We start from the raw sequence: 20200 nt of genomic DNA on the forward strand, positions 1-20200 counted from the left end.
AGCGCCCGATCCCCATGCCGACCCCGCCCATTGACGCTTCTTGCGGCCCCTACGCCGGGCTGCGTGTGCTGGACCTGAGCCAGGGCATCGCGGGCCCGTACTGCGCGCAGATCCTGTGGCAGCAAGGCGCCGACGTCATGAAGGTGGAGCCGCCCGACGGCGACTGGGGCCGGCACGTGGGCGTTGTGCGGGACGACCAGAGCGCGCTGTCCATCGCCTACAACGCCGGCAAGCGCGGCGTGTGCGTGGACGCGCGCCAGCCGCGCGGCAAGGCGCTTCTGGCGGAGCTGGCGCAACGCGCGGACCTGGTGATCCAGAACTTCCGGCCGGGCGTGGCCGAGCGCATGGGGGTGGGCTACGACAGCCTCGCGGCGCGTTGCCCCGGTCTCGTCTACGTGTCCATCAGCGGTTACGGACCGGACGGCCCCTATGCCAACGCGCCGGCTTCGGATTCGGTGATGCAGGCCGACAGCGGCCTGATGTTCGCCAACCAGACGCCCGCGGGCGAGCCCCGCCGCATCGGCCTCTTGATGGCAGACATCGCCACCGCGCTGTACGCCGTGCAGGCCGCCAGTGCGGCGCTCTACCAACAGGCGCGCAGCGGCCGCGGCCAGCATGTGCAGCTCAGTCTGCTTGCCGCCTGCGCGGCCTTGCAGGTGAACGACATTCTTGCCTACGGCATCGCGGGGCAGCGCGAGGCGGTGGCGGTCAGCGCGCCCAATGGCGTGTTCGACACCGCCGACGCGCGCCTGTCGGTGCTGGCGCTGAACAACGATCAGTTCGCGCGCTTGTGCCGCGCGCTGGAGCGGACCGATTGGCTTGCCGATCCGGCCCTGTCCACCAACGCGGGGCGCATGGCGCAGCGCGATCGCCTGCATCGGGAAATGGCCGAGCAACTGGCGCTGCATCCCGCCGCGCACTGGGTGGAACGCCTGACGCGCGAAGACGTGCTGCATGCCCGCGTGCGCGATTACGACGGTCTGGCCGCGCATCCGCAGGCCGCGCACCTGGGATTGCTGGAACCGCTGGCGCAGCCGGGCGGCGAGCCGCTGCCCTATGCGCGCGCAGCCGGCGCCTTGTCGCGCCGGCCCCTTGCCGCCGCGCCCGCGGTCGGTGAGCACACGGTCGAGGCGCTGACCGATTGGGGCGTGCCGCCCGGGCAGATCCAGGCCCTGCTTGAGGCCGGCGTGCTATGCCAGGCTGCTTGCAGCAAGGAGGCCGTCTGATGCGCGCCCTGGTCTGCCATCGCCACGGTCCGGTCGAGGACGTCGTGCCCGGCGAGCTTGCCGACGCGCCCGCCCCCGCCCCCGACGAGGTCACCATCGCCATCGAGCATGCGAGCGTCAGCCATGCAACCAAGCTGCTGATCGAGGGGCGCTATCAAAGCCGTCCGCCCCTGCCCTTTGCGCCCGGCACGGAGGCCGCCGGCCGCGTCATCGCCTGCGGCGCCAAGGTCACGCGCCTCAAGCCCGGCGACAGGGTGGTGGCGCTGGCGCGCTGGGGCTGCTACGCCGAACGCCTGACCGTGCCCGAATACACCGTCTATCCGGTGCCCGAGGACTTGCCGCTCCTGAGCGCGCTGCCCATCCCGATTTCGTACGGCACCGCCTGGACAGCGCTGCTCTGGCGCGCCGCCATGCAGCCCGGCGAGACGGTGCTGGTGCTGGGCGCCGGCTCCGGCGTGGGGCTGGCGGCCGTCGAGATTGCGTCGGCACTGGGCGCGAACGTGATCGCCTGCGCCAGCACGCCGGAAAAGCGCCAGGCCGCGCTGGACGCCGGCGCGGCCCATGCGTTCGCCGCCGACGCGCACATGCCGCAGGCCGTCAAGGCAGCCAGCCAAGGGCATGGCGCGGACGTGGTGCTGGACGCCGTGGGCGGCGACGCTTTCGAACACAGCGTGCGCGCCGCGGCGGCCAACGCGCGCATGGTGTCGGTGGGTTTCGCCAGCGGCCGCATTCCCGACGTGCCGCTGAACCTGCTGCTTGTGAAGAACATTGCCCTGCATGGGTTTTTCTTTGGCCGCTACATCGGCTGGACGCCCGCGGACGAACGCATCGTCCACGCGCCCGCCGTGCAGCGGACCATGTCCACCCTCTTCGACTGGGCCCGCCGCCAGCGGATCCGGCCGGCTGTAACGGCGATCTATCCGATCACCGGTCTTGCCGCAGCACTCGCCGCCCTGGAAAGCCGACAAGTCGTCGGCAAGGTGGCGATCACAATAACGACGGAGACAACCCCATGCGTACCCACGACTTCCGGCGCGCCGCCTGGCCGCGCCGCGCCCGCGCAGCGATCGATGTAGCGCCCCGCATTCGCCAGCTTGCTGCCTTGGCCCTGGCGGCCAGTTGCGCCTGCTTTACGGTCGCGGCGCAGGCTGCCGATGCCTACCCCAGCAAGCCCATCACCATGGTGGTGCCCTACCCGCCGGGCGGCCCGACCGATATCGTGGCGCGGCTGGTGGCCGCGGAAATGTCCAAGACCATCGGCCAGAACATCGTCGTCGACAACAAGCCGGGCGCCAGCGGCATGATCGGCGCGGACCTGGTGGCGCGCGCCGCGCCCGACGGCTACACGTTCCTGGCCAACGCCTCGCTGCATGTCATCAACCCGTACATCTACGCGTCGATGCGCTATGACGCCTTCAAGGATTTCGTGCCCATCACGCAGCTGGCGGACGTGCCGCTGGTGCTGGTGGTGCCGCAGACGTCAAAGGTGCGGACCGTGCAGGACCTGGTGGCGCAGGGTAAGACCCAGCCGCTCAACTTCGGTTCGGCCGGTTCGGCGTCTGCGCAGCAGCTTGCGGGCGAGTCCTTCAAGGTGCGCACCGGCCTGCCGATGCAGCACGTGCCCTACAAAGGCAGCGCGCCCGCGCTGACGGATCTGGTGGGCGGACAGATTCAGCTGATGTTCGATTCCATGCCGTCGGCCATGCCCTTCATCAAGTCCGGCAAGCTGCGCGCGGTGGCGGTCACGACAAGCCGGCGCGTGGATGAACTGCCCGACGTGCCCACGATGGCCGAGTCCGGATTTCCGGGCTTTGACATCAGCACCTGGTACGGCCTGTGGGCGCCCAAAGGCACGCCACCGGCCATCGTGGCCAAGCTGTCCGAGCACGCAGCCCGGGCGCTTCGCCAGCCCAATGTCGTGACGCAGTATGCGGGCCTGGGCGCCAAGCCGGTGGGATCGGACCCCGCGACGTTTGCCCGATTCAACGTGTCGGAAGGCGAAAAGTGGCGGGACATCGTCAAGGCGGCGCAAATCAAGCCGCAGTAGTGGGAAAGGCGGGCCGCAAAGACCTTCAGTCCGGACGCGGGCACGCGCGGCGCGGGTAATCCCCCATAAGCAGCGCCGCGCCGCTGGATAAGAATTCATGGTTTGCGAGCCAACCAGTCCAGAGGTCCCAGGCATGAAGGCGTTCTTTCACGACGATCAAAAGCTTCACCATCCGCAGACCTATTTTTCGCGCGGCAAGATGCGCACGCCGCAGGAGGTGCCGTCGCGGCTGGACGGCCTGGTGCAGGCGGCGCGCAAGCTGGGCTTCGACGTCCAGGCGCCGGCCGACGACGGGGCGGGCGCAATCGCGGCGGTGCACAGCCTGGATTACCTGCGCTTTCTGCAGGATGCGCATGAAGACTGGATGAAGCTGCCCGGAGACTGGGGCGGCGAGGTCGTGTCGAACGTCTTCGTGCGCGAGCCCAACGCGCTGCGTGGCGTGCTGGCCAAGGCCGGGCGGTACCTGGCCGACGGCAGTTGCCCGGTTGGCCCGAAGACCTGGCATTCGGCCTACTGGTCGGCGCAATGCGCCATCGCGGGCGCCGATGCGCTGCTGGCCGGCGACCGCAGCGCCTACGCCATCTGCCGCCCGCCCGGCCACCATGCGCGGCGCGATGCCGCGGGCGGCTTCTGCTACCTGAACAACGCCGCCATCGCCGCCCAGCGGCTGACCCGCCGGTTTCCCCGCGTCGCCATCCTGGACACCGACATGCACCACGGCCAGGGCATCCAGGAAATCTTCTACGAACGAAGCGACGTGCTGTACGTCTCCATCCACGGCGATCCCGAGAACTTCTACCCTGTGGTGGCGGGCTTCGAGGACGAACGCGGCGTCGGCGCGGGCTATGGCTACAACATCAACCTGCCCATGCCGCACGGCTCGCCGGAATCCGTGTTCTTCGAGCGGCTGTCGCAGGCGCGCCGTGCGATCGCATTGTTCCAGCCCGACGCCCTGGTGCTGTCGCTGGGCTTTGACATTTTCGAGAAGGATCCCCAGGCCATGGTCAGCGTGACGGAAGACGGCTTCGAGCGCCTGGGCCGCGAGGTCGGCGGCCTGAGCCTGCCCACACTGATCGTGCAGGAAGGGGGCTATTACATCGATGGGCTGGAATCGAATGCGACGCGGTTTTTTGCGGGGCTGACGGGCGCTGAACGCTAGGCGGCTGCCCCGGCCAGTCACGCGCCGCAGGTAACCGGCAGGCGCATCGCCACACGCCGCTGCGCGGGCAGCCCGTGCCGGGCTTCCGCTTGCAGCACCGCGTAAAGCCGCGTTCCGGGCAGCGCGGTCTCCTCGCGAAACCCCAGCCGCGCATACCACGGCGCGTTCCAGGCCAGATCGCGAAAGGTCGTCAGCGTGACCGCGGACAGCCCCGCCGCCGCCGCATGGCCGCACGCGGCCTGCACCAGACGCTGACCGAGCCCCATCCGCTGATGTTCGGCATCGACCGCCAGCTCCCACACATGCAGGTCGTCGTCAAAGCGTTCCGCGCCTAGAAATCCGCACACGCGCTCGGCGTCCTGCGCCACCCACACCGTGCCCTGCGCGATCAAGCGCCGATGCTCGGATTCGGACATGACCGCATCGTCCGCGATCCACGCCAGCCCGGGCGCGGCGCGAAACACCGCCGCCGCGGATCGTTCGATGGCGGGCAAGAGGACGGCATCTTCGGGACGGGCGAAACGGATCGACATGGGGCGCAGAAATCTCCAAATGCAGGCGCCAGCGATTCTACGCCGCGCCATGTTTCAATCCCCCCCCGCAATCCGTTGTTTAATCGGCGATCCCTCGCGGGACACTTCACCTGGGCGGCCGCAATAGGCTGGCCCCGGCGATTCCAACAACAAGATTCAGGATGTCGCACGTGTTTCATGTCATCACCGCGTTTATCGCGCTCTACGTCATCTGGCGCTTCGTCTGGCGTCTGCGCTGGCCGGCCGCCGGCAAGGTGTTGCTGTCGGCATTGGTGCTGCTTGCCGCCGAACATCACCTCATCACCCGCACCTTCTTCGGCACCATGGCCTCGCCCGAGGTGCCCGCCGCCGTCCTGATGGCGCTGGGCTGGGCGTTTGGCGCGCTGATTCTGCTGGCCGTCTTCCTGTTCGTCTCGGACGTGGCGGGGCTTGCCGTGTCGTTGTTTTCGCGCCGCCGCGGCCGCGCGCTGCTGGGCTGCCCGCGCCTGCGCGCCGTGTCCGCCGTGGCCGCGCTGGCGCTGTCCGCGCTGGGTGTCTGGCAGGCGGTGCGCGTGCCGCAGGTCGAAACCATCGAGGTCGCCCTGCCCAATCTGCCGCGCGCCTATGACGGCTTTCGCATCGTGCATCTGACCGACCTGCACGCCAGCCGCTTGCTGCAACGTGACTGGATGCAGGCCGTCGTGGCGCGCGCCAATGCGCTTGAACCGGACCTGACGCTCATCACCGGCGACCTGGTCGACGGCACGCCCGCGGCCCGCGCCGCCGACGTGCAACCGCTGGCCGATCTGCGCGCGCCGCATGGCGTGGTGGCGATCCCCGGCAACCACGAGTATTACGCCGAATACCTGGGCTGGCTGCAGGCCTTCGAGAAGCTGGGCCTGCGCATGCTGCTGAACGAACACATGGTCCTTGACCGCGACGGCCAGCCGCTCGTGCTGGCGGGCATCACCGACAGCGTGGCCGCGCGCGTCGGCCAGCCGCTGCCGGATATCGACGCGGCCATGAAGGGCGTGCCGCCGTCGTCGGCGGTGATCCTGCTGAGCCACCGGCCGGTCGGCGCCAAGCGCCACGCGCAGGTGGGCGCCGGCCTGCAGTTGTCGGGCCACACGCACGGCGGCCAGATCCTGGGTCCGCACTTCATCACGCAACTGGCCAACGAGGGCTACGTGTCCGGCATGTATCAGGTCGGCGGCATGCAGCTTTACGTGAGCAACGGCGCGGGCCTGTGGCCGGGCTTTCCCATCCGGCTCGGACGGCCGTCGGAGATCACGCAGATTGTGCTGCGCGCCGCGCCGCCCGCCTGACGCTGGCGAGCGGGCCCTGTCGGCGGCGCATTGACAAGCGCCGCCGCGCTGACTTAGCATTCGGCCCTGCTTTTTCAACCCCTGCCATTTTCTGGGTGCAACCGTGTCTGCCATTCGTCAATTCGCCTGAACGCCGACGAGTACCGTCCTGGTACCGCGGTCAGCCTGCCCGCATTCGCTGCTCAACGCCATGTCATGAGCACACCCCGCCCGGCAGGCGCGGATCCAGGAAGCGCAACACCACCCCCTCTCTGCTTCCCCTCCCGTAAAGACTGCGTTGTCGGCTTTTCCCATCTGCTGGAGAAGACCCATGACGCTGGATTTCTGCGCCTACGCGCAATCGCTGGACCTGTTCCGATATCCCCGAACGCCCCACCTGGAAGGCTCGCGCCTGCAGGAAGGCGACGAAGGCCACGGCCACGTGCCCTATCGCACGCTGGCGGGCCAGACCCTTGTCGTTGAAGAAAAGCTCGACGGCGCCAACACGGGCATCAGTTTCAGCCCGTCGGGCGAACTGCTGCTGCAATCGCGCGGCCACTATCTGGTGGGCGGCGGGCGCGAACGGCAGTTCAGCTTCATCAAGGCCTGGGCCGCCGCGCATGCGGACTGGCTGCTGGACCGGCTGGAAGACCGCTACGTGATGTACGGCGAAACCCTGTCGAAAAAGCACTCCGTGTTCTACGACGCGCTGCCGCATCACTTCTTTGAATTCGATGTACTGGACCGCCGCACCGGCCAATTCCTGTCGACCGGCGCGCGCCGCGCGCTGCTGGCCGGCGGCCCGGTGCTGTCCGTGCCGGTGCTGTACGAAGGCCCGGCGCCCGCGCGGCTGGCCGATCTGAAGGCCCTGCTAAAGCCCTCGCTTGCCAAGACGGCCGGCTGGCGCGACGCGTTCGAGGCCACCGTGCTGCGCGAAGGCCTGGACCTGGCGCGCGCCTGGAAGCAGTGCGACAAGTCGGATCTGTCCGAAGGCCTCTACATCAAGGCCGAAGCCGACGGCAAGACACTCGCCCGTTACAAGTGGGTGCGCCGCGACTTCGTGCAGGCCATCCTGGATTCGGACATGCACCATTCGGAGCAGCCCTACATCCCCAATCTGCTCGCCGACGGCGTCGACCTGTACGCGCCGCGCCTCGCGGTGGACTGGGACACCTTGCGCGGCGCCACCCGCGCCGGAGAGACATCATGAATTACGAACAGATCCGGGCACTGGTTCCCACGCCCACGCGCGGCGCGGACTATGCCGCGTGCCTGGCGGCCTTTCCCGCGCTGGAACTGGCCAAGACCACGCCGCAGGACCCGCGCTATCACGGCGAGGGCGACGTATGGACGCACACGCAAATGGTCGTGGACGCGCTGCTCGCGCTGCCGCAGTACCAGGCTGCATCACGCGCCGACCAGGAGATCGTGTTCCTGGCCGCGCTGCTGCACGATGTGGCCAAGCACAGCACCACGGTGATCGACCCGGTAACGGGCGCCATCGGCCAGCCCGGCCATTCGCGCAAGGGCGCGATCGATGCGCGCATCGCGTTGTGGGACGCCGGCGTCCCCTTCGCGGTGCGCGAAGCCATCTGCCGGCTGATCGCCACGCACCAGGTGCCGTTTTTTGCGCTGGAAGGCTCGCGCCGCGGCCGCTCGCCCGAATTCATCGTGCGCGAGCTGTCCTGGCAGGTGTCCCTTCCGCTGCTTGCCATGCTGGCCGAGGCCGACATGCGCGGCCGCCTCTGCGCGGACGCGGGCCGCGTGCTGGACAACATCGCCCTCTTTTGCGAACTGGCGCGCGACGAGCAGTGCTTTGGCCAGCCCCGCGTCTTCGCCGACGCGCACACCGCCGTCAGCTATTTCCGCGGCGCGGACGTGCATCCGGACTACGCCTTGTTCCAGGAACCCGGTTCGCGCGTCATCGTGATGTCGGGCCTGCCCGCTTCCGGCAAGAACACCTGGGTGGCAGCGCATCATCCCGATCTGCCGGTGGTGTCGTTCGACGATGCGCGCGAGGAATTGGGGCTGCGCCACGGCAAGAACGAGGGCATGGTGGCGCACCTGGCCGTCGACCGCGCGAAGGCCCTGCTGCGCGCCCGCGCGCCCTTCGTGTGGAACGCCACCAACCTCAGCGAACTGATGCGCAAAAAGACGCTGGACCTGCTGTACGCGTATCAGGCCGACGTTGAGCTGGTGTATCTGGAAAAGCCGCGCGCCGAGCTGCTGCGGCGCAATGCCCGGCGCGACACGTCGTTGTCCAACAAGACCCTGACGGGCATGCTGCACCGCTGGGACCTGCCGCTGCCGACCGAGGCGCACCGCGTGGTCTACGCGGTGTAGCGCCGGTCAGCCCGGGCCCGGCGCCAGCATGCTGTCCCGCAGCCGCAGCACGGACGCGCACGAGGTGTCGCGATGCGTCACCAGCGACAGGGACAGCGCGCCCTGCGCGTCCGCGTCGGTCAAGCGCACAAAGGCCACATGCGGCGTCGAATAGGCGCGGGTCACGCCGGGCACCAGCGCCACACCCAGGCCGCTGGCGACCAGGCTGACCAGCGTCTGCACCTGGATCGCTTCCTGGCTGATGCGGGGCGAAAACCCCGCCTTGTGGCATAGCGCCAGCGTCACCCCGTTCAGCCCCGGCACCTTGGCCGGCGAATACAGCACGAAGTTCTCGGACCGCATGCGTTCCAGCGCGATCGGGCCGGCGCCGGCCAGCGGATGCCCGGCGGGCACAGCCAGGATCAGATCGTCGCGCTCGACCACCCAGGAATCCAGTTCGTTGTCTTCGGCCAGCGGCCCGCGCACCAGGCCGGCGTCAATTTCGTTGGCGCGCAGCATCGCCACCAGGCCGATCGTGCTGTCCTCGCGCAGATCAAGCTGCACGTCCGGGTATTGCGTCCGGAAGGCGGGCAGGCAACGCGGCAGCAGCATGTAAGTGGCCGAGCCCACGAAGCCCAGCCGCAGCGTGCCCCATTCGCCCAGCGCCACCCGGCGGGCGGCCTGGCGCGCCTGGTCGGTATGAAACAGCGCGCGGCGCGCGTCGGCCATCAGCGCGTCGCCCGCTGGCGTCGTCGAGACGCCTTTGGCGCCCCGCACCAGCAGCGGCACGCCGACCGCGTGCTCCAGTTTCTGGATCGACACCGACAGCGCCGGCTGCGCGATGTGCAGCGCGTCGGCCGCGCGGCGGTAACTGCCCAGTTCGGCAATCGTGACGAACTGCCGAAGCTGGCGCAAATCTATAGCCATAACAGATTCCGTATCAAGCAATACCGAAGCCATATTAGACGCGTATGTGCGGCGCCGATAGGATTTCCGCCATGACCACGCCTCCCTCCCCGACCGTCTCTGCGCTGGACGGCATCCGCATCCTGGACCTGACCTCCGTCGTGTTCGGCCCCTATGCCTCGCAAATCCTGGCCGACTACGGGGCGGACGTCATCAAGGTCGAAGCGCCCGGCGGCGATTCCACCCGGCGCACCGGCCCCGCGCAGGAGCCCGGCCTGTCCGCGATCTTCCTGGGGCTGAACCGCAACAAGCGCAGCATCGTGCTGGACCTGAAGCAGCCGGCCGCGCGCGAGGCGCTGCTGACGCTGGTGGACCAGGCCGACGTGCTGATGCACAGCATGCGGCCGGCCAAGATGGCGGCGCTGGGTCTGGACCCCGCCACGCTGTGCGCGCGCCATCCGCGGCTGGTGTATGCCGGCCTGTACGGCTTTGGCGAAGGCGGCGCCTACGATGGCCGCCCGGCTTACGACGACATCATCCAGGGCCTGTCCGGATTTGCCGACCTGGTCGGCCGCCAGACCGGCGCGCCGCGCTATCTGCCCACCGTCGCCGCCGACAAGACCTGCGGCCTCATCGCCGCGCACGCCATCCTGGCCGCGTTGTTCCAGCGCGAGCGCACGGGCCGCGGCCAGCAGCTGGAAGTGCCCATGTTCGAAAGCATGGCGTCGTTTGCGCTGGTGGAGCATTACTACGGCCGCCATCTGGCCGATGCGCCCGGCCCGGCCGGTTATCCGCGGGTGCTGACGCCGTGGCGCCGGCCCTGCCAGACCGCCGATGGGCACGTCTGCCTAATGCCCTACACGGACGCCCATTGGCGCGATTTCTTCAACGCCGCCGGCCGCCCCGACCTGGCGCAGGATCCGCGCTTTGCCGACATCTCGGCGCGCACCCGGCACATCGAGACGCTGTACGAACTGCAGGCCGGCATCGTCGCGGCCCACGACACCGCGTACTGGCTTGCCCTGTGCGAGCGGCTGGAGATTCCGGCCGCGCCCGTGAACCGGCTGGAAGACCTGGAGACCGATCCGCACCTGGAGAGCGTCGGCTTCTTCGTGCCGCTGCAAAGCGCGTCCGGCAGCCAATACCGCTTTCCCCGCAACCCGGTGCGCCTGCAGCAGTCCAGCGTGCCGCCCGCCATGCCGCCGCGCCTGGGCGAGCACACCCACGAAGTGCTGCGCCAGGCCGGGCTTGCACCGGCCGCCATCGACGCCCTGCTGCAAGCGGGCGCCGCCGGCCAAGCGCCCTCCCCCTCTTCCGACAACGCCAAGGACACCGCATGACCCAAGACCGCAACGCCGCGCCCGCCGCCCAACTGGGCCAGGGCTACTACTGGCAGGACCTCACGGTCGGCCAGCGCTTCCAGACGTTTCGCCGCACGGTCACCGAGACCGACATCGTCAACTTCATCAGCGTCACGGGCATGCTGGAGACCATCTTCATCGACGCCACCTACAGCCACGGCGCGATAAAGGGCCGGCCCGCCCCCGGCGCGCTGACCTACGGCCTGATCGAAGGGCTGATCATGCAGGGCATGGTGCAGGGAACGGGCCTGGCGCTGCTGGAAGTCCACAAGAAAATGATCGCGCCCGTGGTCGCCGGCGACACGATCTGGGCCGAGATCGAAGTGACCGGCGTGCGCCCCACCTCGCAGCACAACCGCGCGGTGGTCACGTCCGCGATCGACGTCCGCAACCAGCATGGCAAGCCGGTGATGGCCTACACGGCCGTGCGCATGCTGGCCGGCAGACCCGGCTGAATGCCCCTGCGGCGGCACGGGTCCCGCCAGAGGACGCGGCCGCCAGTTCGCAGTACCCATAACAGCACAAGGAGACAACCATGAAAAAAGCAATGCTGGCCGCGACGCTGGCCATTCTGGCGCTGGGAGGCGCCGCAAGCGCCCAGGCCGCATGGCCCGACCGCCCGATCACGATGGTGGTGCCCTTCCCGCCCGGCGGGCCGACCGACCTGGTGGCGCGCGTGCTGGCCAAACAGCTTACCGACCAGCTCGGCCAGACCGTCGTCGTCGAAAACAAGGGCGGCGCCAACGGCAACATCGGCATGCAATACGCAGCCGCGGCCAAGCCGGACGGCTACACGGTGCTGTACAACACCTCGTCCATCGCGCTCAGCCCCAACCTGTACCGCTCGCTGGCGTTCGACCCGGTCAAGGACTTCGCGCCCGTCTCCAGCACGGCCGTCATTCCACTCGTCCTCCTGGTGCATCCCTCGGTGCCCGCCGACACCGCATCCGCATTTGTCGATTACGCCCGCAAGCATCCCGGCAAGCTGTCGTATGGATCGGCGGGCGCGGGCAACGTCACGCACCTGGGCGCGTTGCTGCTCCTGAAGTCGCTAAACATCGACGCGGTCCACGTGCCCTATCGCGGCAGCGCTCCGGCCATGACCGACCTGGTCGGCGGCCAGGTCCAGGTGATGACCAACACGCTGAACGACTCGCTGGGATTCATCCGCGAAGGCAAGCTGCGCGCCCTGGCGGTGACCAGCGAGACCCGCAGCGACCAGTTGCCCAACGTGCCCACGGTGGCGGAAACGGTGGCGCCGGGCTTTGGCATGGGCGCCTGGCAAGGCGTCGTCGTGCCGGCAGGCACGCCCGCGCCCATCATCGACAAGCTGAATGCCGAGATCCTGCGCGCGCTCAAATCCCAGGAGATGCAGAAGCAGCTCAAGGTGCAGGGCGCGCAGGCGCTGGGGTCGACACCGCAGGAATACGCCGCCTACATCAAGAGCGAGATCGCGCGGTGGGGCGAGGTAGTGAAGGCGGCAAACGTGAAGCTGGACTGACTGCGCAGCCCACGTATTCGCCCAAACGGAAACGCCCGCGGCAAGCGGGCGTTTTCTGTTCTGCCGGCGGGCCGGATCAGCGTCCGGCGGCCTTGGCGCTCAGTCCATTGGCCACGCCCATGTCCGTCTTAGGCACGTCGCGCAGGATCACGCGCACGTCTTCGCCCGACATGTCGAGGCTGGCGCACACGGCCTGGTTCAGCGCCGCGATCAGCGCGGCCTTTTTGGCCTCGTCGCGCCCTTCGATCAGGTCCACGTCCACGCGCGCCATGCGCTTGCCGATCTCGCCCGCCACGATCACGTGTTCCGCCGGGATTTCGTGCAGCACGGCGCGCACGCTGGGCACAGGGGCCGCGATGCTTTCGACCACCGCGTTGGACGCCGCCTTCAAGAGGGCGGCTTTCTGGGCGGCCGAGTGGCCTTGCATGATCTGGACGTTCAAGAGGGGCATGGCAGGTTCCGAGGGTGCATGACGAGGAAAGCCGGCCAAGCCGGCCGGCAAGCCATCATATCGTGACTGCGCCCGCGTGCAAGCGGGTGCACGCGGGCGCATGGGGTCATGCCGACGATGCGGGGATCAGGCGGCGGCCTTGCCCTCGCTTTCCTGCTCGGGCTGGGCCGTCAACGCAGCCGCATCGGGCGTGGCGGCGTCGCCCGCCACCGGCGTCTCGGTCAGGGCCGGGGTCACCAGCTCCACGACCTTCTTGCGCGACAGCATGCCCAGGAACTCGTCGTCCTCACCCGTCACGGCGACCGGCTGGTCGCTGTGCACCAGTTGCGCCAGCACCTCGCCCAGGCCAGCCGTGGCCGGCACCGACGCCAGGTCCTCGACGAAACGGGACACGTCGCGCACGCCTTCCTGCATCGCCTTCTCGGCGGCCTCGGCGGTCAGCACGCCAGCCAGACGCTTGCCATCCAGCACCGGCGCGTACTCGTAGTTCAGCGCCTTCATGCGGTCCACGGCGTGCGCCGGGCGCGAGCGCATCGTCAGCGTCAGGCGCGCCGGATTCACGGCGTGCGTGGCGTTGAGCACCTTGGTGCGGTTCACGTCCTGCAGGAACGACTGCACGTAATCGTTGGCCGGGTTCAGCAGGATGTCTTCCGGCGTGCCCTCCTGCACCAGTTCGCCGTCCTTCAGGATGGCGATGCGGTTGCCCAGGCGCAGCGCTTCGTCCAGATCGTGCGTGATGAAGACGATGGTCTTGTTCAGCTTGGCCTGAAGCTGCAGGAGCTGATCCTGCATTTCGCGGCGGATCAGCGGGTCCAGCGCGGAAAACGCTTCGTCCATCAGCAGGATCTCGGCATCGGTGGCCAGCGCGCGCGCCAGGCCGACACGCTGCTGCATGCCACCCGACAGTTGATGCGGATACTGGTTCTCGAAGCCCGACAGGCCCACCTGTTCCAGCCATTCGCGCGCACGCTTCTCGCGCTCGGCCTTGCCAACGCCCTGCACGGTCAGGCCGTACGCCGCGTTGTCCAGCACGGTGCGGTGCGGAAACAGGCCAAAACGCTGGAACACCATGCTCATCTTCTTTTGGCGGAAGATTTCCAGGTCGCGCTTGTTCAGGCTGACCACGTCCACGCCGTCGACCAGGATGTGGCCCGAGCTGGGCTCGATCAGGCGGTTGAAGTGGCGGATCAGCGTGGACTTGCCCGACCCGGACAGCCCCATGATGACGTAGATGCTGCCTTCTTCGATGGACAGGCTGATGTCGCGCAGGCCGAGCGTGTGGCCGCTCTTGGCCAGCAGCTCTTCCTTGCTCATGCCGCCCTGCGCGGCTTGCAGCCATTTCTTCGGATGCGCACCGAAAATCTTGTAGATGTTCTTGACTTCGATCTTGCTCATCGCTGGCCTCCCGTGCGCATGCGCTGTCCATACGATTGCGTGATCCGGTCGAACAGCACGGCCAGCACCACGATACCCAGGCCGGCGAGCAGGCCCCGGCCCACTTCCAGGCGGTTGATGCCCAGAAGCACTTCATAACCCAGGCCGCGCGCGCCGATCATCGACGCAATCACCACCATCGACAGCGCCATCATCGTGGTCTGGTTGATGCCGGCCATGATGTTGGGCAGCGCCAGGGGCAACTGCACGCCGAACAGCTGCTGGCGCGGGTTGGCGCCAAAGGCGCGCGACGCTTCCAGCACTTCGCGGTCGACCAGGCGGATGCCCAGGTCGGTCAGGCGGATGAGCGGCGGCACGGCGTAGATGACGGTTGCGATGATGGCGGGGATCTTGCCCAGGCCGAACAGCATCACGACAGGAATCAGATACACGAAGCTGGGCATGGTCTGCATCACGTCCAGCACGGGCAGCATGCCCGAGCGCAGCCAGTTCACCCGTGCCATCAGCACGCCCAGCGGAATGCCGATCAGCACCGACAGACCGGCGGCCATGATCATCAGCGCCAGCGTCTGCATGCCGGCGTCCCACAAGCCCAGCACCCCGATGACGCACAGCAGCGCGCCCATCGCCAGGCTCAGGCCGATGCGGCGGCTCACGCCGTAGGCGATCGCGATGGTCACCGCGACCACCGCCCACCAGGGCGAATTGCGCAGCAGTTGCTCCAGCCACACCAACGCGTGCAGCACGGGCTGGGACATCTTTTCCAGCGTGTCCGCGTAGTTGGTGACCAGGTGATCGACGAAACCGTCGATCGCCCCCCGTACCTGACGGGCGGGAATAATTTCAGGAAACATACATTCGACTCCATTCTGGCGCGCTCGCCGCCCGTGTCGCCACCGGGCACGCTGGCGCAGGACAAGACATCGAGACTGAGACTGGCGCCAGGCACCCGGAAGGACCGCTGATTGCGCAAATCCATTCCGCATCGGTGCCCGGCACCGGAATCACTGCCACCGCGGGTGGCGGCACAAGCACGCTTGCCGGGCCGGACGCATGCGCCCGGCCGGCGGCCATCCCGGCAAAGAGTTCCGGCCCCTTGACGGACCGGTACGCGCCACCGCGGCGCGCAGCCAGGATCACAGTGCTTTACAGCGCGCCTTGGACGCGCCCGGCGACGTCGGCGGGGACCCACTTGGTCCAGACGTCGGGTTTGTTCTTCAGGAACCACTTGGCCACGGCGTTGGACTCATCGCCGGACTCTTCCATGTGGGCCAGGGTTTCATTGATGACCGGCAGCGGCACCGAGACCTTGGACAGGAATTCGGTCAGCTTGGGCGCATCTTCGGAGAACTTGGTGTTCACCGCGGTAAAGACGGGGTTGTCGGGGTAGGCGCTGGGCTCGGGCTTGGCGCACTTGGGCGACGTCAGGCACTTGTGCTTTTCAGCATCGTAGGCCGGCAGGTCCAGCTTGACCAGATCCATGGCGCCGACCAGCGGCGTGGGCGACCAGTAATAGAAGACCACGTTCTGCTTGCGCTTGTAGGCCGACATCAGGGCCGCCTTCTGCGCCGCGCCCGTGCCGGGCGAGTACAGCGTGTAGGTGTCGTCCAGCTTCAAGGCGTGGAACAGGTTGTTGCTGGTGACTTCGCAACCCCAGCCGGCCGGGCAGCCATAGAAACGGCCCTTGCCGGGTTCTTCCGGATCCTTGAATTCATCCTTGAACTTGGGCAGGTCCGCCGCCGACTTCAGCTCGGGCAGACGCTCGGCCGTGTACTTGGGGATGTACCAGCCTTCGGCGCCCATGTACAGGTCGCCAATGCGCTTGACCTTGCCGGTCTTCTCGGCGCGGGCCCAGGGATCGGCCACGCTGTTCAGCCAGATTTCGGTGTTGATGTCCAGATCGCCGCGTTCAAGCGCGGCCAGGGCGGGCAAGGTCTCGGTGGGCAAGGTTTCGGTCTTGCAACCGTAGCCCTTTTCCATGATGAATCGTTCGACGTCGACCAGGACCAGGTTGGATTCCCAGTTCATGGCGCCGAACGTGACCGGACGCTTGAGTTCACATTGCGGGGCGTCGGCGGCTTGAGCCGAACCAGCAAACGCAAACAAAACGGCCGCGGCGGCCAGGGACTTGACAGGGGTAAAACGCATTGGCTTTTGCCTCCATAGGTTCAGGCACTCACGCCAGGATGAAAGCCTGGGGCGGCACCGTGGAGCTAAGGGGGTTGTGCGGAAGACGGGCTGAACCGCCAATACAAACCGACACTAGCAACAAGACTGCCCGCGAGGGATGCGGCGTCTTGCAAGACAGGGAGCTTCAAAAACGGGTTTTTGAATACTCACAGAAAGAGAACAAACTGAACGAAGAAGGCAGCATCTTAAACGAAATTGCTGCGCCGCCCAACCCCAGGGGTGAATGAAACAGATACATTCGCGGCCAAATTGCTCCGGGAAAACCCCAGTAGATCAGGGGGAGACGGCGGATTTCTCCTAGGGAGATCAAACCCGAAAAGACAGATACATTTAGTTAATATTATGTGCCTATTAATACGTTCAGCGCGTTCCAGAGTGCACTGCAACACGGCAATTGGTTCCAGAAATCGCGAACATTCATTCAATTAAGAGGGTTCCAATTGACACCGGTGGCCCCTCACTCTCCGGACCGCGATCCATACATATAGTCCCGCCGCCACGGATAAGACAGATCCGCAGGCCCATCCAGTTCGTCCGCGCGGCCCGACGCCGGATGCTGGACAAGAATCTGATGCAGTGCGATCCACCCATGCTCGAAGGCCATGGCGCACCCGGCCAGATACAGCCGGTAAGCGCGCAGCGACCGCTCGCCCTGGTCCCCACCCAGAATGCGGGCCGCTTCGGGCAAGCGCGCCTCCAGTCCATCGCTCCAGGCCCAGAGCGTGCGCGCATAGTGCGGCCGCAGGTTCTCCACGTCCAGGTCTTCCAGTCCGCCATTGGCCAGCGCCTGCATCACCACGCTGACGTGCGTCAGCTCCCCGCCCGGGAAGATGTACTTCTCGATGAACTCGCCCATCCCGTTGCCCAGCTCGGCGTTGTACACGCCGGCCGCCGTGATGCCGTGATTCATGATCAGCCCGCCCGGCCTGAGCAGGCGCCGCAGCTTGGCGAAGTAGCTTTCCAGCTGCGTGCGCCCCACGTGCTCGAACATGCCGACCGATGCGATCTTGTCGTAGGGCTGCGATTCGTCCAGTTGGCGGTAATCCAGCAGCATCATGCGGACCCGCCCGGACAGCCCCTTCTCTTCGATCAGCCGGCTGACGTGCGCATGCTGGTTGCGTGACAGCGTGATGCCGGTGGCGTCGACGCCATAATTTTCGGCGGCCCACAGCAGCAGGCCGCCCCACCCCGCGCCCACGTCCAGGAACCGCTCGCCGGCCGACAGACGCAGCTTGCGGCAAATGTGATCGAGCTTGGCCTCCTGCGCCTGCGCCAGCGTCATGCCGGTTTCGCGGTAGTAGGCGCACGAATAGACGCGGCGCGGATCCAGCCACAGCGCGTAGAAGTCGTCGGACAGGTCGTAGTGGAACTGAATCTGTTTGGCGTCGCGCTCGACCGAATGCCGCCATACCGACATCACTTTGCGCACCAGCTCGGTCAGCCATCCGCCCCGCGCGGCGTCCATGGGCGAACCGGGCAGCAGCTTTGCCGCGGCCGCCATGACGTCGCGCATGCGCCCTTCGATATCGATGCGGCCTTCGACGTAATCCTGGCCCAGCACGCCGACGGCCCCTTCGGCAAGATGGGCCAGCGCGCTCTTGTCGTGCGTCACGAACCGCACGCGGGGGGCCGGCGCGCCGAGCACGGCGCCGTCGGGCAGCACGAGCTGCACAGGGACAGGCAGGGCCTGAAGTTTGCGTTCCACGACAGATAGCAAAGGATTCACGGCTTCTCCTCCGGATGCGTAGCGGCGCCAGGGACGCTTTCGGAAAGCACCCGCAATTTTCCTGTAAGCCCGCCCATGATAAAGTCCCCGGCTTGGCGCGGCCAGTACAGCCCCTGCACCGCCACGCGCCCTGTCCCTGCGCTTCATCGCGATCTACATGCCCCCATCACAGACATCCCGCAGCAGCCTGCCCGGTTGGCTCATCCTCATGGGCGCGCTGACGGCCATCGGCCCGTTCGCCATCGATATGTACCTGCCCGCGTTCCCCACGATCGCGGCCAATCTCGGCGTCTCCCGCGGCGATGTCGAGCGCACGCTGGCGGCGTACCTGATCGGCCTGGCGATGGCGCAGGTGTTCTACGGCCCGATGGCCGACCGCTACGGCCGCAAGCCGCCGCTGCTGGTGGGCCTGACCCTGTTCATGATCGCCTCGCTGGGGTGCGCGCTGTCGGGATCGGTCGAAGCCCTGACCGGCTGGCGCGTCGTGCAGGCAATGGGTGGCGCGGCCGGCATCGTGATTCCGCGCGCAGTCATCCGCGACCACTACGAGACCCACGAGGCGGCGCGCGCCATGTCGCTGCTGATGCTCATCATGGGTCTGGCGCCGATCCTCGCGCCGCTGATCGGGGGCCAGTTGCTGGCCATCACCTCGTGGCGCAGCCTCTTCTGGGTGATGCTCGCGGGCGGCGCGATGCTGATGACGGCGGTCATCCTCATCATGAAGGAATCGCTCACGCCCGAGCGCGTGGTGCCGCTGCGCTGGAGCACCATCCTGCAGAACTATCGCGGCCTGTTCGCGCACCGCGGCTTCATGTCGCACAGCCTGGCGGGCGGTTTTGGCCAGGCCGGCATGTTCGCCTACATCATCGGCTCGCCCCGCGTCTTCATCGAACTCTACGGCGTGCCGCCGCAATACTACGGCCTGCTGTTCGGCACCAATGCGCTGTCGCTCATCATCTGCTCGCAGATCAGCGCGCGGCTGCTGCGCACCTACACCCCGCGCCAGCTGCAAAGCCGCGCGCTGGTCACGCTGGCCTGCGCCAGCCTCGCCGCCGTCGCGCTGACGCTGGCCGGACTACTGACGCTGCCGCTGCTGATGTTGTGCCTGATCTGCTACATGGGCAGCCAGGGCTTCGTGAACCCCAACTCGGCGGCGCTTGCGCTGGCGGACCAGGGCAAGCGGCTGGGCGCGGCGTCCGCGCTATTGGGGACACTTCAGTTGTCGTGCGGCGCCCTCGCGGGTTTCGCCGTCAGCGCCTGGCAATCCGACACCGCCCTGCCGCTGACCACCACGCTGGCGGCCTGCGCATGCCTGTCCTGGACGGCCGGACGTGTGGCGCGTTCGCACACCGCCTAGCCCTGCAGCTTGATTTACTTAAGATTTTCGTATTAGAATCGCGGTCTTCACATGAAGTTTCCCGTGCAGGACTACTATGCTTTGTAGTTCAGCACTCTGACCCCAACCGCGTGTTGTGAATGCAAGCGGGCGGCAGGCAGCGGGTATAAGCACTGGGGTGAAATCACTTTCCCCCTCATCCACTAAGACTGGGTGGCCGGCCAAGGCAGCGTACAGCAGCCTTCACAGCCCGGCGGCTAAACCCCCGTCTACTCCCCCGAAGCGATGCGCGGCAAGAACGACACTAAAGAGGTGCATCCATGGCACGCGTATGCCAAGTGACCGGCAAAGGCCCGATGGTGGGCAACAATGTTTCGCACGCAAACAACAAGACCAAGCGTCGCTTCCTGCCCAACCTGCAATCGCGCCGGTTCTGGGTTGAAAGCGAAAACCGCTGGGTTCGCCTGCGTGTTTCTGCCAAGGCCATCCGCACGATCGACAAGAACGGCATCGAAGCCGTGCTGGCCGAAATGCGTGCCCGCGGCGAAATGGCCTAATCGGCCGCCCCGCCAATCTACATACTAGGAGCACGACATGGCCAAAGGTATCCGCGAAAAGATCAAGCTCGAGTCGACCGCCGGCACGGGTCATTTCTACACGACCACCAAGAACAAGCGCAACATGCCCGAGAAGATGCTGATCAAGAAATTTGATCCGGTCGCTCGCAAGCACGTCGACTACAAGGAAACCAAGCTGAAGTAATT

General features: G+C 67.1%; 20 protein-coding genes. 13 read left to right on the forward strand and 7 right to left on the reverse strand.

Going from position 1 to position 20200, the window contains the following annotated elements:
- The first annotated feature begins 14 nt into the window (after nucleotides 1-14).
- The 4 genes from H4P35_RS19380 to H4P35_RS19395 all read left to right on the forward strand — a co-directional run bounded on the left by H4P35_RS19380 (nucleotide 15) and on the right by H4P35_RS19395 (nucleotide 4432).
- Nucleotides 15-1226, forward strand: coding sequence for a CaiB/BaiF CoA-transferase family protein (locus H4P35_RS19380; protein WP_175157050.1), 1212 nt, complete (start codon nucleotides 15-17; stop codon nucleotides 1224-1226).
- On the forward strand, nucleotides 1226-2302 hold the full coding sequence (locus H4P35_RS19385) for an NADPH:quinone oxidoreductase family protein (RefSeq protein WP_226846604.1): 1077 nt from the start codon (nucleotides 1226-1228) through the stop codon (nucleotides 2300-2302). The genes H4P35_RS19380 and H4P35_RS19385 overlap by 1 nt, the downstream gene beginning before the upstream one ends.
- Complete coding sequence (locus H4P35_RS19390) at nucleotides 2239-3273, forward strand: tripartite tricarboxylate transporter substrate binding protein (RefSeq protein WP_180100667.1); 1035 nt, start codon at nucleotides 2239-2241, stop codon at nucleotides 3271-3273. Before H4P35_RS19385 ends, H4P35_RS19390 begins: the two co-directional genes overlap by 64 nt.
- A 133-nt stretch (nucleotides 3274-3406) precedes the next feature.
- The gene (locus H4P35_RS19395; protein WP_226846605.1) at nucleotides 3407-4432 is read left to right on the forward strand and encodes a histone deacetylase family protein; all 1026 of its coding nucleotides are present in this window, start codon (nucleotides 3407-3409) and stop codon (nucleotides 4430-4432) included.
- 17 nt (nucleotides 4433-4449) lie between these two features.
- Here H4P35_RS19395 and H4P35_RS19400 read toward each other — a convergent pair whose 3' ends face one another.
- On the reverse strand, nucleotides 4450-4965 hold the full coding sequence (locus H4P35_RS19400; protein WP_226846606.1) for a GNAT family N-acetyltransferase: 516 nt from the start codon (nucleotides 4963-4965) through the stop codon (nucleotides 4450-4452).
- 170 nt (nucleotides 4966-5135) lie between these two features.
- On the opposite strand from H4P35_RS19400, the gene H4P35_RS19405 reads away from it, so the two are divergent.
- From H4P35_RS19405 to H4P35_RS19415, 3 genes are all read left to right on the forward strand, one after another.
- Nucleotides 5136-6269 carry a metallophosphoesterase gene (locus tag H4P35_RS19405; protein ID WP_226849500.1) on the forward strand — a complete coding sequence of 378 codons (1134 nt, stop codon included), beginning with the start codon at nucleotides 5136-5138 and terminating at the stop codon, nucleotides 6267-6269.
- Nucleotides 6270-6579: 310 nt separating this feature from the next.
- A complete protein-coding gene (locus H4P35_RS19410) occupies nucleotides 6580-7458 on the forward strand; it encodes an RNA ligase family protein (protein WP_175157053.1) in 879 nt (292 codons plus the stop codon).
- Complete coding sequence (locus H4P35_RS19415) at nucleotides 7455-8591, forward strand: AAA family ATPase (protein WP_226846607.1); 1137 nt, start codon at nucleotides 7455-7457, stop codon at nucleotides 8589-8591. The genes H4P35_RS19410 and H4P35_RS19415 overlap by 4 nt, the downstream gene beginning before the upstream one ends.
- 6 nt (nucleotides 8592-8597) lie before the next feature.
- Here H4P35_RS19415 and H4P35_RS19420 read toward each other — a convergent pair whose 3' ends face one another.
- Complete coding sequence (locus H4P35_RS19420) at nucleotides 8598-9497, reverse strand: LysR family transcriptional regulator (RefSeq protein WP_226846608.1); 900 nt, start codon at nucleotides 9495-9497, stop codon at nucleotides 8598-8600.
- Nucleotides 9498-9568: 71 nt separating this feature from the next.
- On the opposite strand from H4P35_RS19420, the gene H4P35_RS19425 reads away from it, so the two are divergent.
- The 3 genes from H4P35_RS19425 to H4P35_RS19435 all read left to right on the forward strand — a co-directional run bounded on the left by H4P35_RS19425 (nucleotide 9569) and on the right by H4P35_RS19435 (nucleotide 12338).
- The gene (locus H4P35_RS19425; RefSeq protein ID WP_226846609.1) at nucleotides 9569-10816 is read left to right on the forward strand and encodes a CaiB/BaiF CoA-transferase family protein; all 1248 of its coding nucleotides are present in this window, start codon (nucleotides 9569-9571) and stop codon (nucleotides 10814-10816) included.
- On the forward strand, nucleotides 10813-11292 hold the full coding sequence (locus H4P35_RS19430; protein WP_062842259.1) for a MaoC family dehydratase: 480 nt from the start codon (nucleotides 10813-10815) through the stop codon (nucleotides 11290-11292). The genes H4P35_RS19425 and H4P35_RS19430 overlap by 4 nt, the downstream gene beginning before the upstream one ends.
- 80 nt (nucleotides 11293-11372) lie before the next feature.
- A complete protein-coding gene (locus H4P35_RS19435) occupies nucleotides 11373-12338 on the forward strand; it encodes a tripartite tricarboxylate transporter substrate binding protein (protein ID WP_226846610.1) in 966 nt (321 codons plus the stop codon).
- 76 nt (nucleotides 12339-12414) lie between these two features.
- Here the strand turns inward: H4P35_RS19435 and H4P35_RS19440 are convergent, their stop codons facing one another.
- The 5 genes from H4P35_RS19440 to H4P35_RS19460 all read right to left on the reverse strand — a co-directional run bounded on the left by H4P35_RS19440 (nucleotide 12415) and on the right by H4P35_RS19460 (nucleotide 18100).
- Complete coding sequence (locus tag H4P35_RS19440; protein WP_056322842.1) at nucleotides 12415-12789, reverse strand: tautomerase family protein; 375 nt, start codon at nucleotides 12787-12789, stop codon at nucleotides 12415-12417.
- A gap of 126 nt (nucleotides 12790-12915) precedes the next feature.
- Nucleotides 12916-14184: a glycine betaine/L-proline ABC transporter ATP-binding protein gene (locus H4P35_RS19445; RefSeq protein ID WP_175157058.1), complete on the reverse strand. Its 1269-nt coding sequence runs from the start codon at nucleotides 14182-14184 to the stop codon at nucleotides 12916-12918.
- Nucleotides 14181-15038, reverse strand: a complete 858-nt coding sequence (locus H4P35_RS19450; RefSeq protein ID WP_056322838.1) for a proline/glycine betaine ABC transporter permease — start codon at nucleotides 15036-15038, stop codon at nucleotides 14181-14183. Before H4P35_RS19450 ends, H4P35_RS19445 begins: the two co-directional genes overlap by 4 nt.
- A 292-nt stretch (nucleotides 15039-15330) precedes the next feature.
- A complete protein-coding gene (locus H4P35_RS19455) occupies nucleotides 15331-16332 on the reverse strand; it encodes an ABC transporter substrate-binding protein (RefSeq protein WP_226846611.1) in 1002 nt (333 codons plus the stop codon).
- Between the two features lie 499 nt (nucleotides 16333-16831).
- On the reverse strand, nucleotides 16832-18100 hold the full coding sequence (locus tag H4P35_RS19460) for a class I SAM-dependent methyltransferase (RefSeq protein ID WP_226846612.1): 1269 nt from the start codon (nucleotides 18098-18100) through the stop codon (nucleotides 16832-16834).
- 208 nt (nucleotides 18101-18308) lie between these two features.
- On the opposite strand from H4P35_RS19460, the gene H4P35_RS19465 reads away from it, so the two are divergent.
- From H4P35_RS19465 to rpmG, 3 genes are all read left to right on the forward strand, one after another.
- Nucleotides 18309-19457 carry a Bcr/CflA family multidrug efflux MFS transporter gene (locus H4P35_RS19465; RefSeq protein ID WP_062842265.1) on the forward strand — a complete coding sequence of 383 codons (1149 nt, stop codon included), beginning with the start codon at nucleotides 18309-18311 and terminating at the stop codon, nucleotides 19455-19457.
- Between the two features lie 299 nt (nucleotides 19458-19756).
- Nucleotides 19757-19993: a 50S ribosomal protein L28 gene (gene rpmB, locus H4P35_RS19470; protein ID WP_050447723.1), complete on the forward strand. Its 237-nt coding sequence runs from the start codon at nucleotides 19757-19759 to the stop codon at nucleotides 19991-19993.
- Between the two features lie 37 nt (nucleotides 19994-20030).
- On the forward strand, nucleotides 20031-20198 hold the full coding sequence (rpmG, locus tag H4P35_RS19475) for a 50S ribosomal protein L33 (protein WP_003810296.1): 168 nt from the start codon (nucleotides 20031-20033) through the stop codon (nucleotides 20196-20198).
- Nucleotides 20199-20200 lie beyond the last annotated feature (2 nt).

Origin of the sequence: Achromobacter sp. 77, assembly GCF_020541125.1 — a bacterium.
GTDB lineage: Bacteria > Pseudomonadota > Gammaproteobacteria > Burkholderiales > Burkholderiaceae_B > Achromobacter > Achromobacter mucicolens.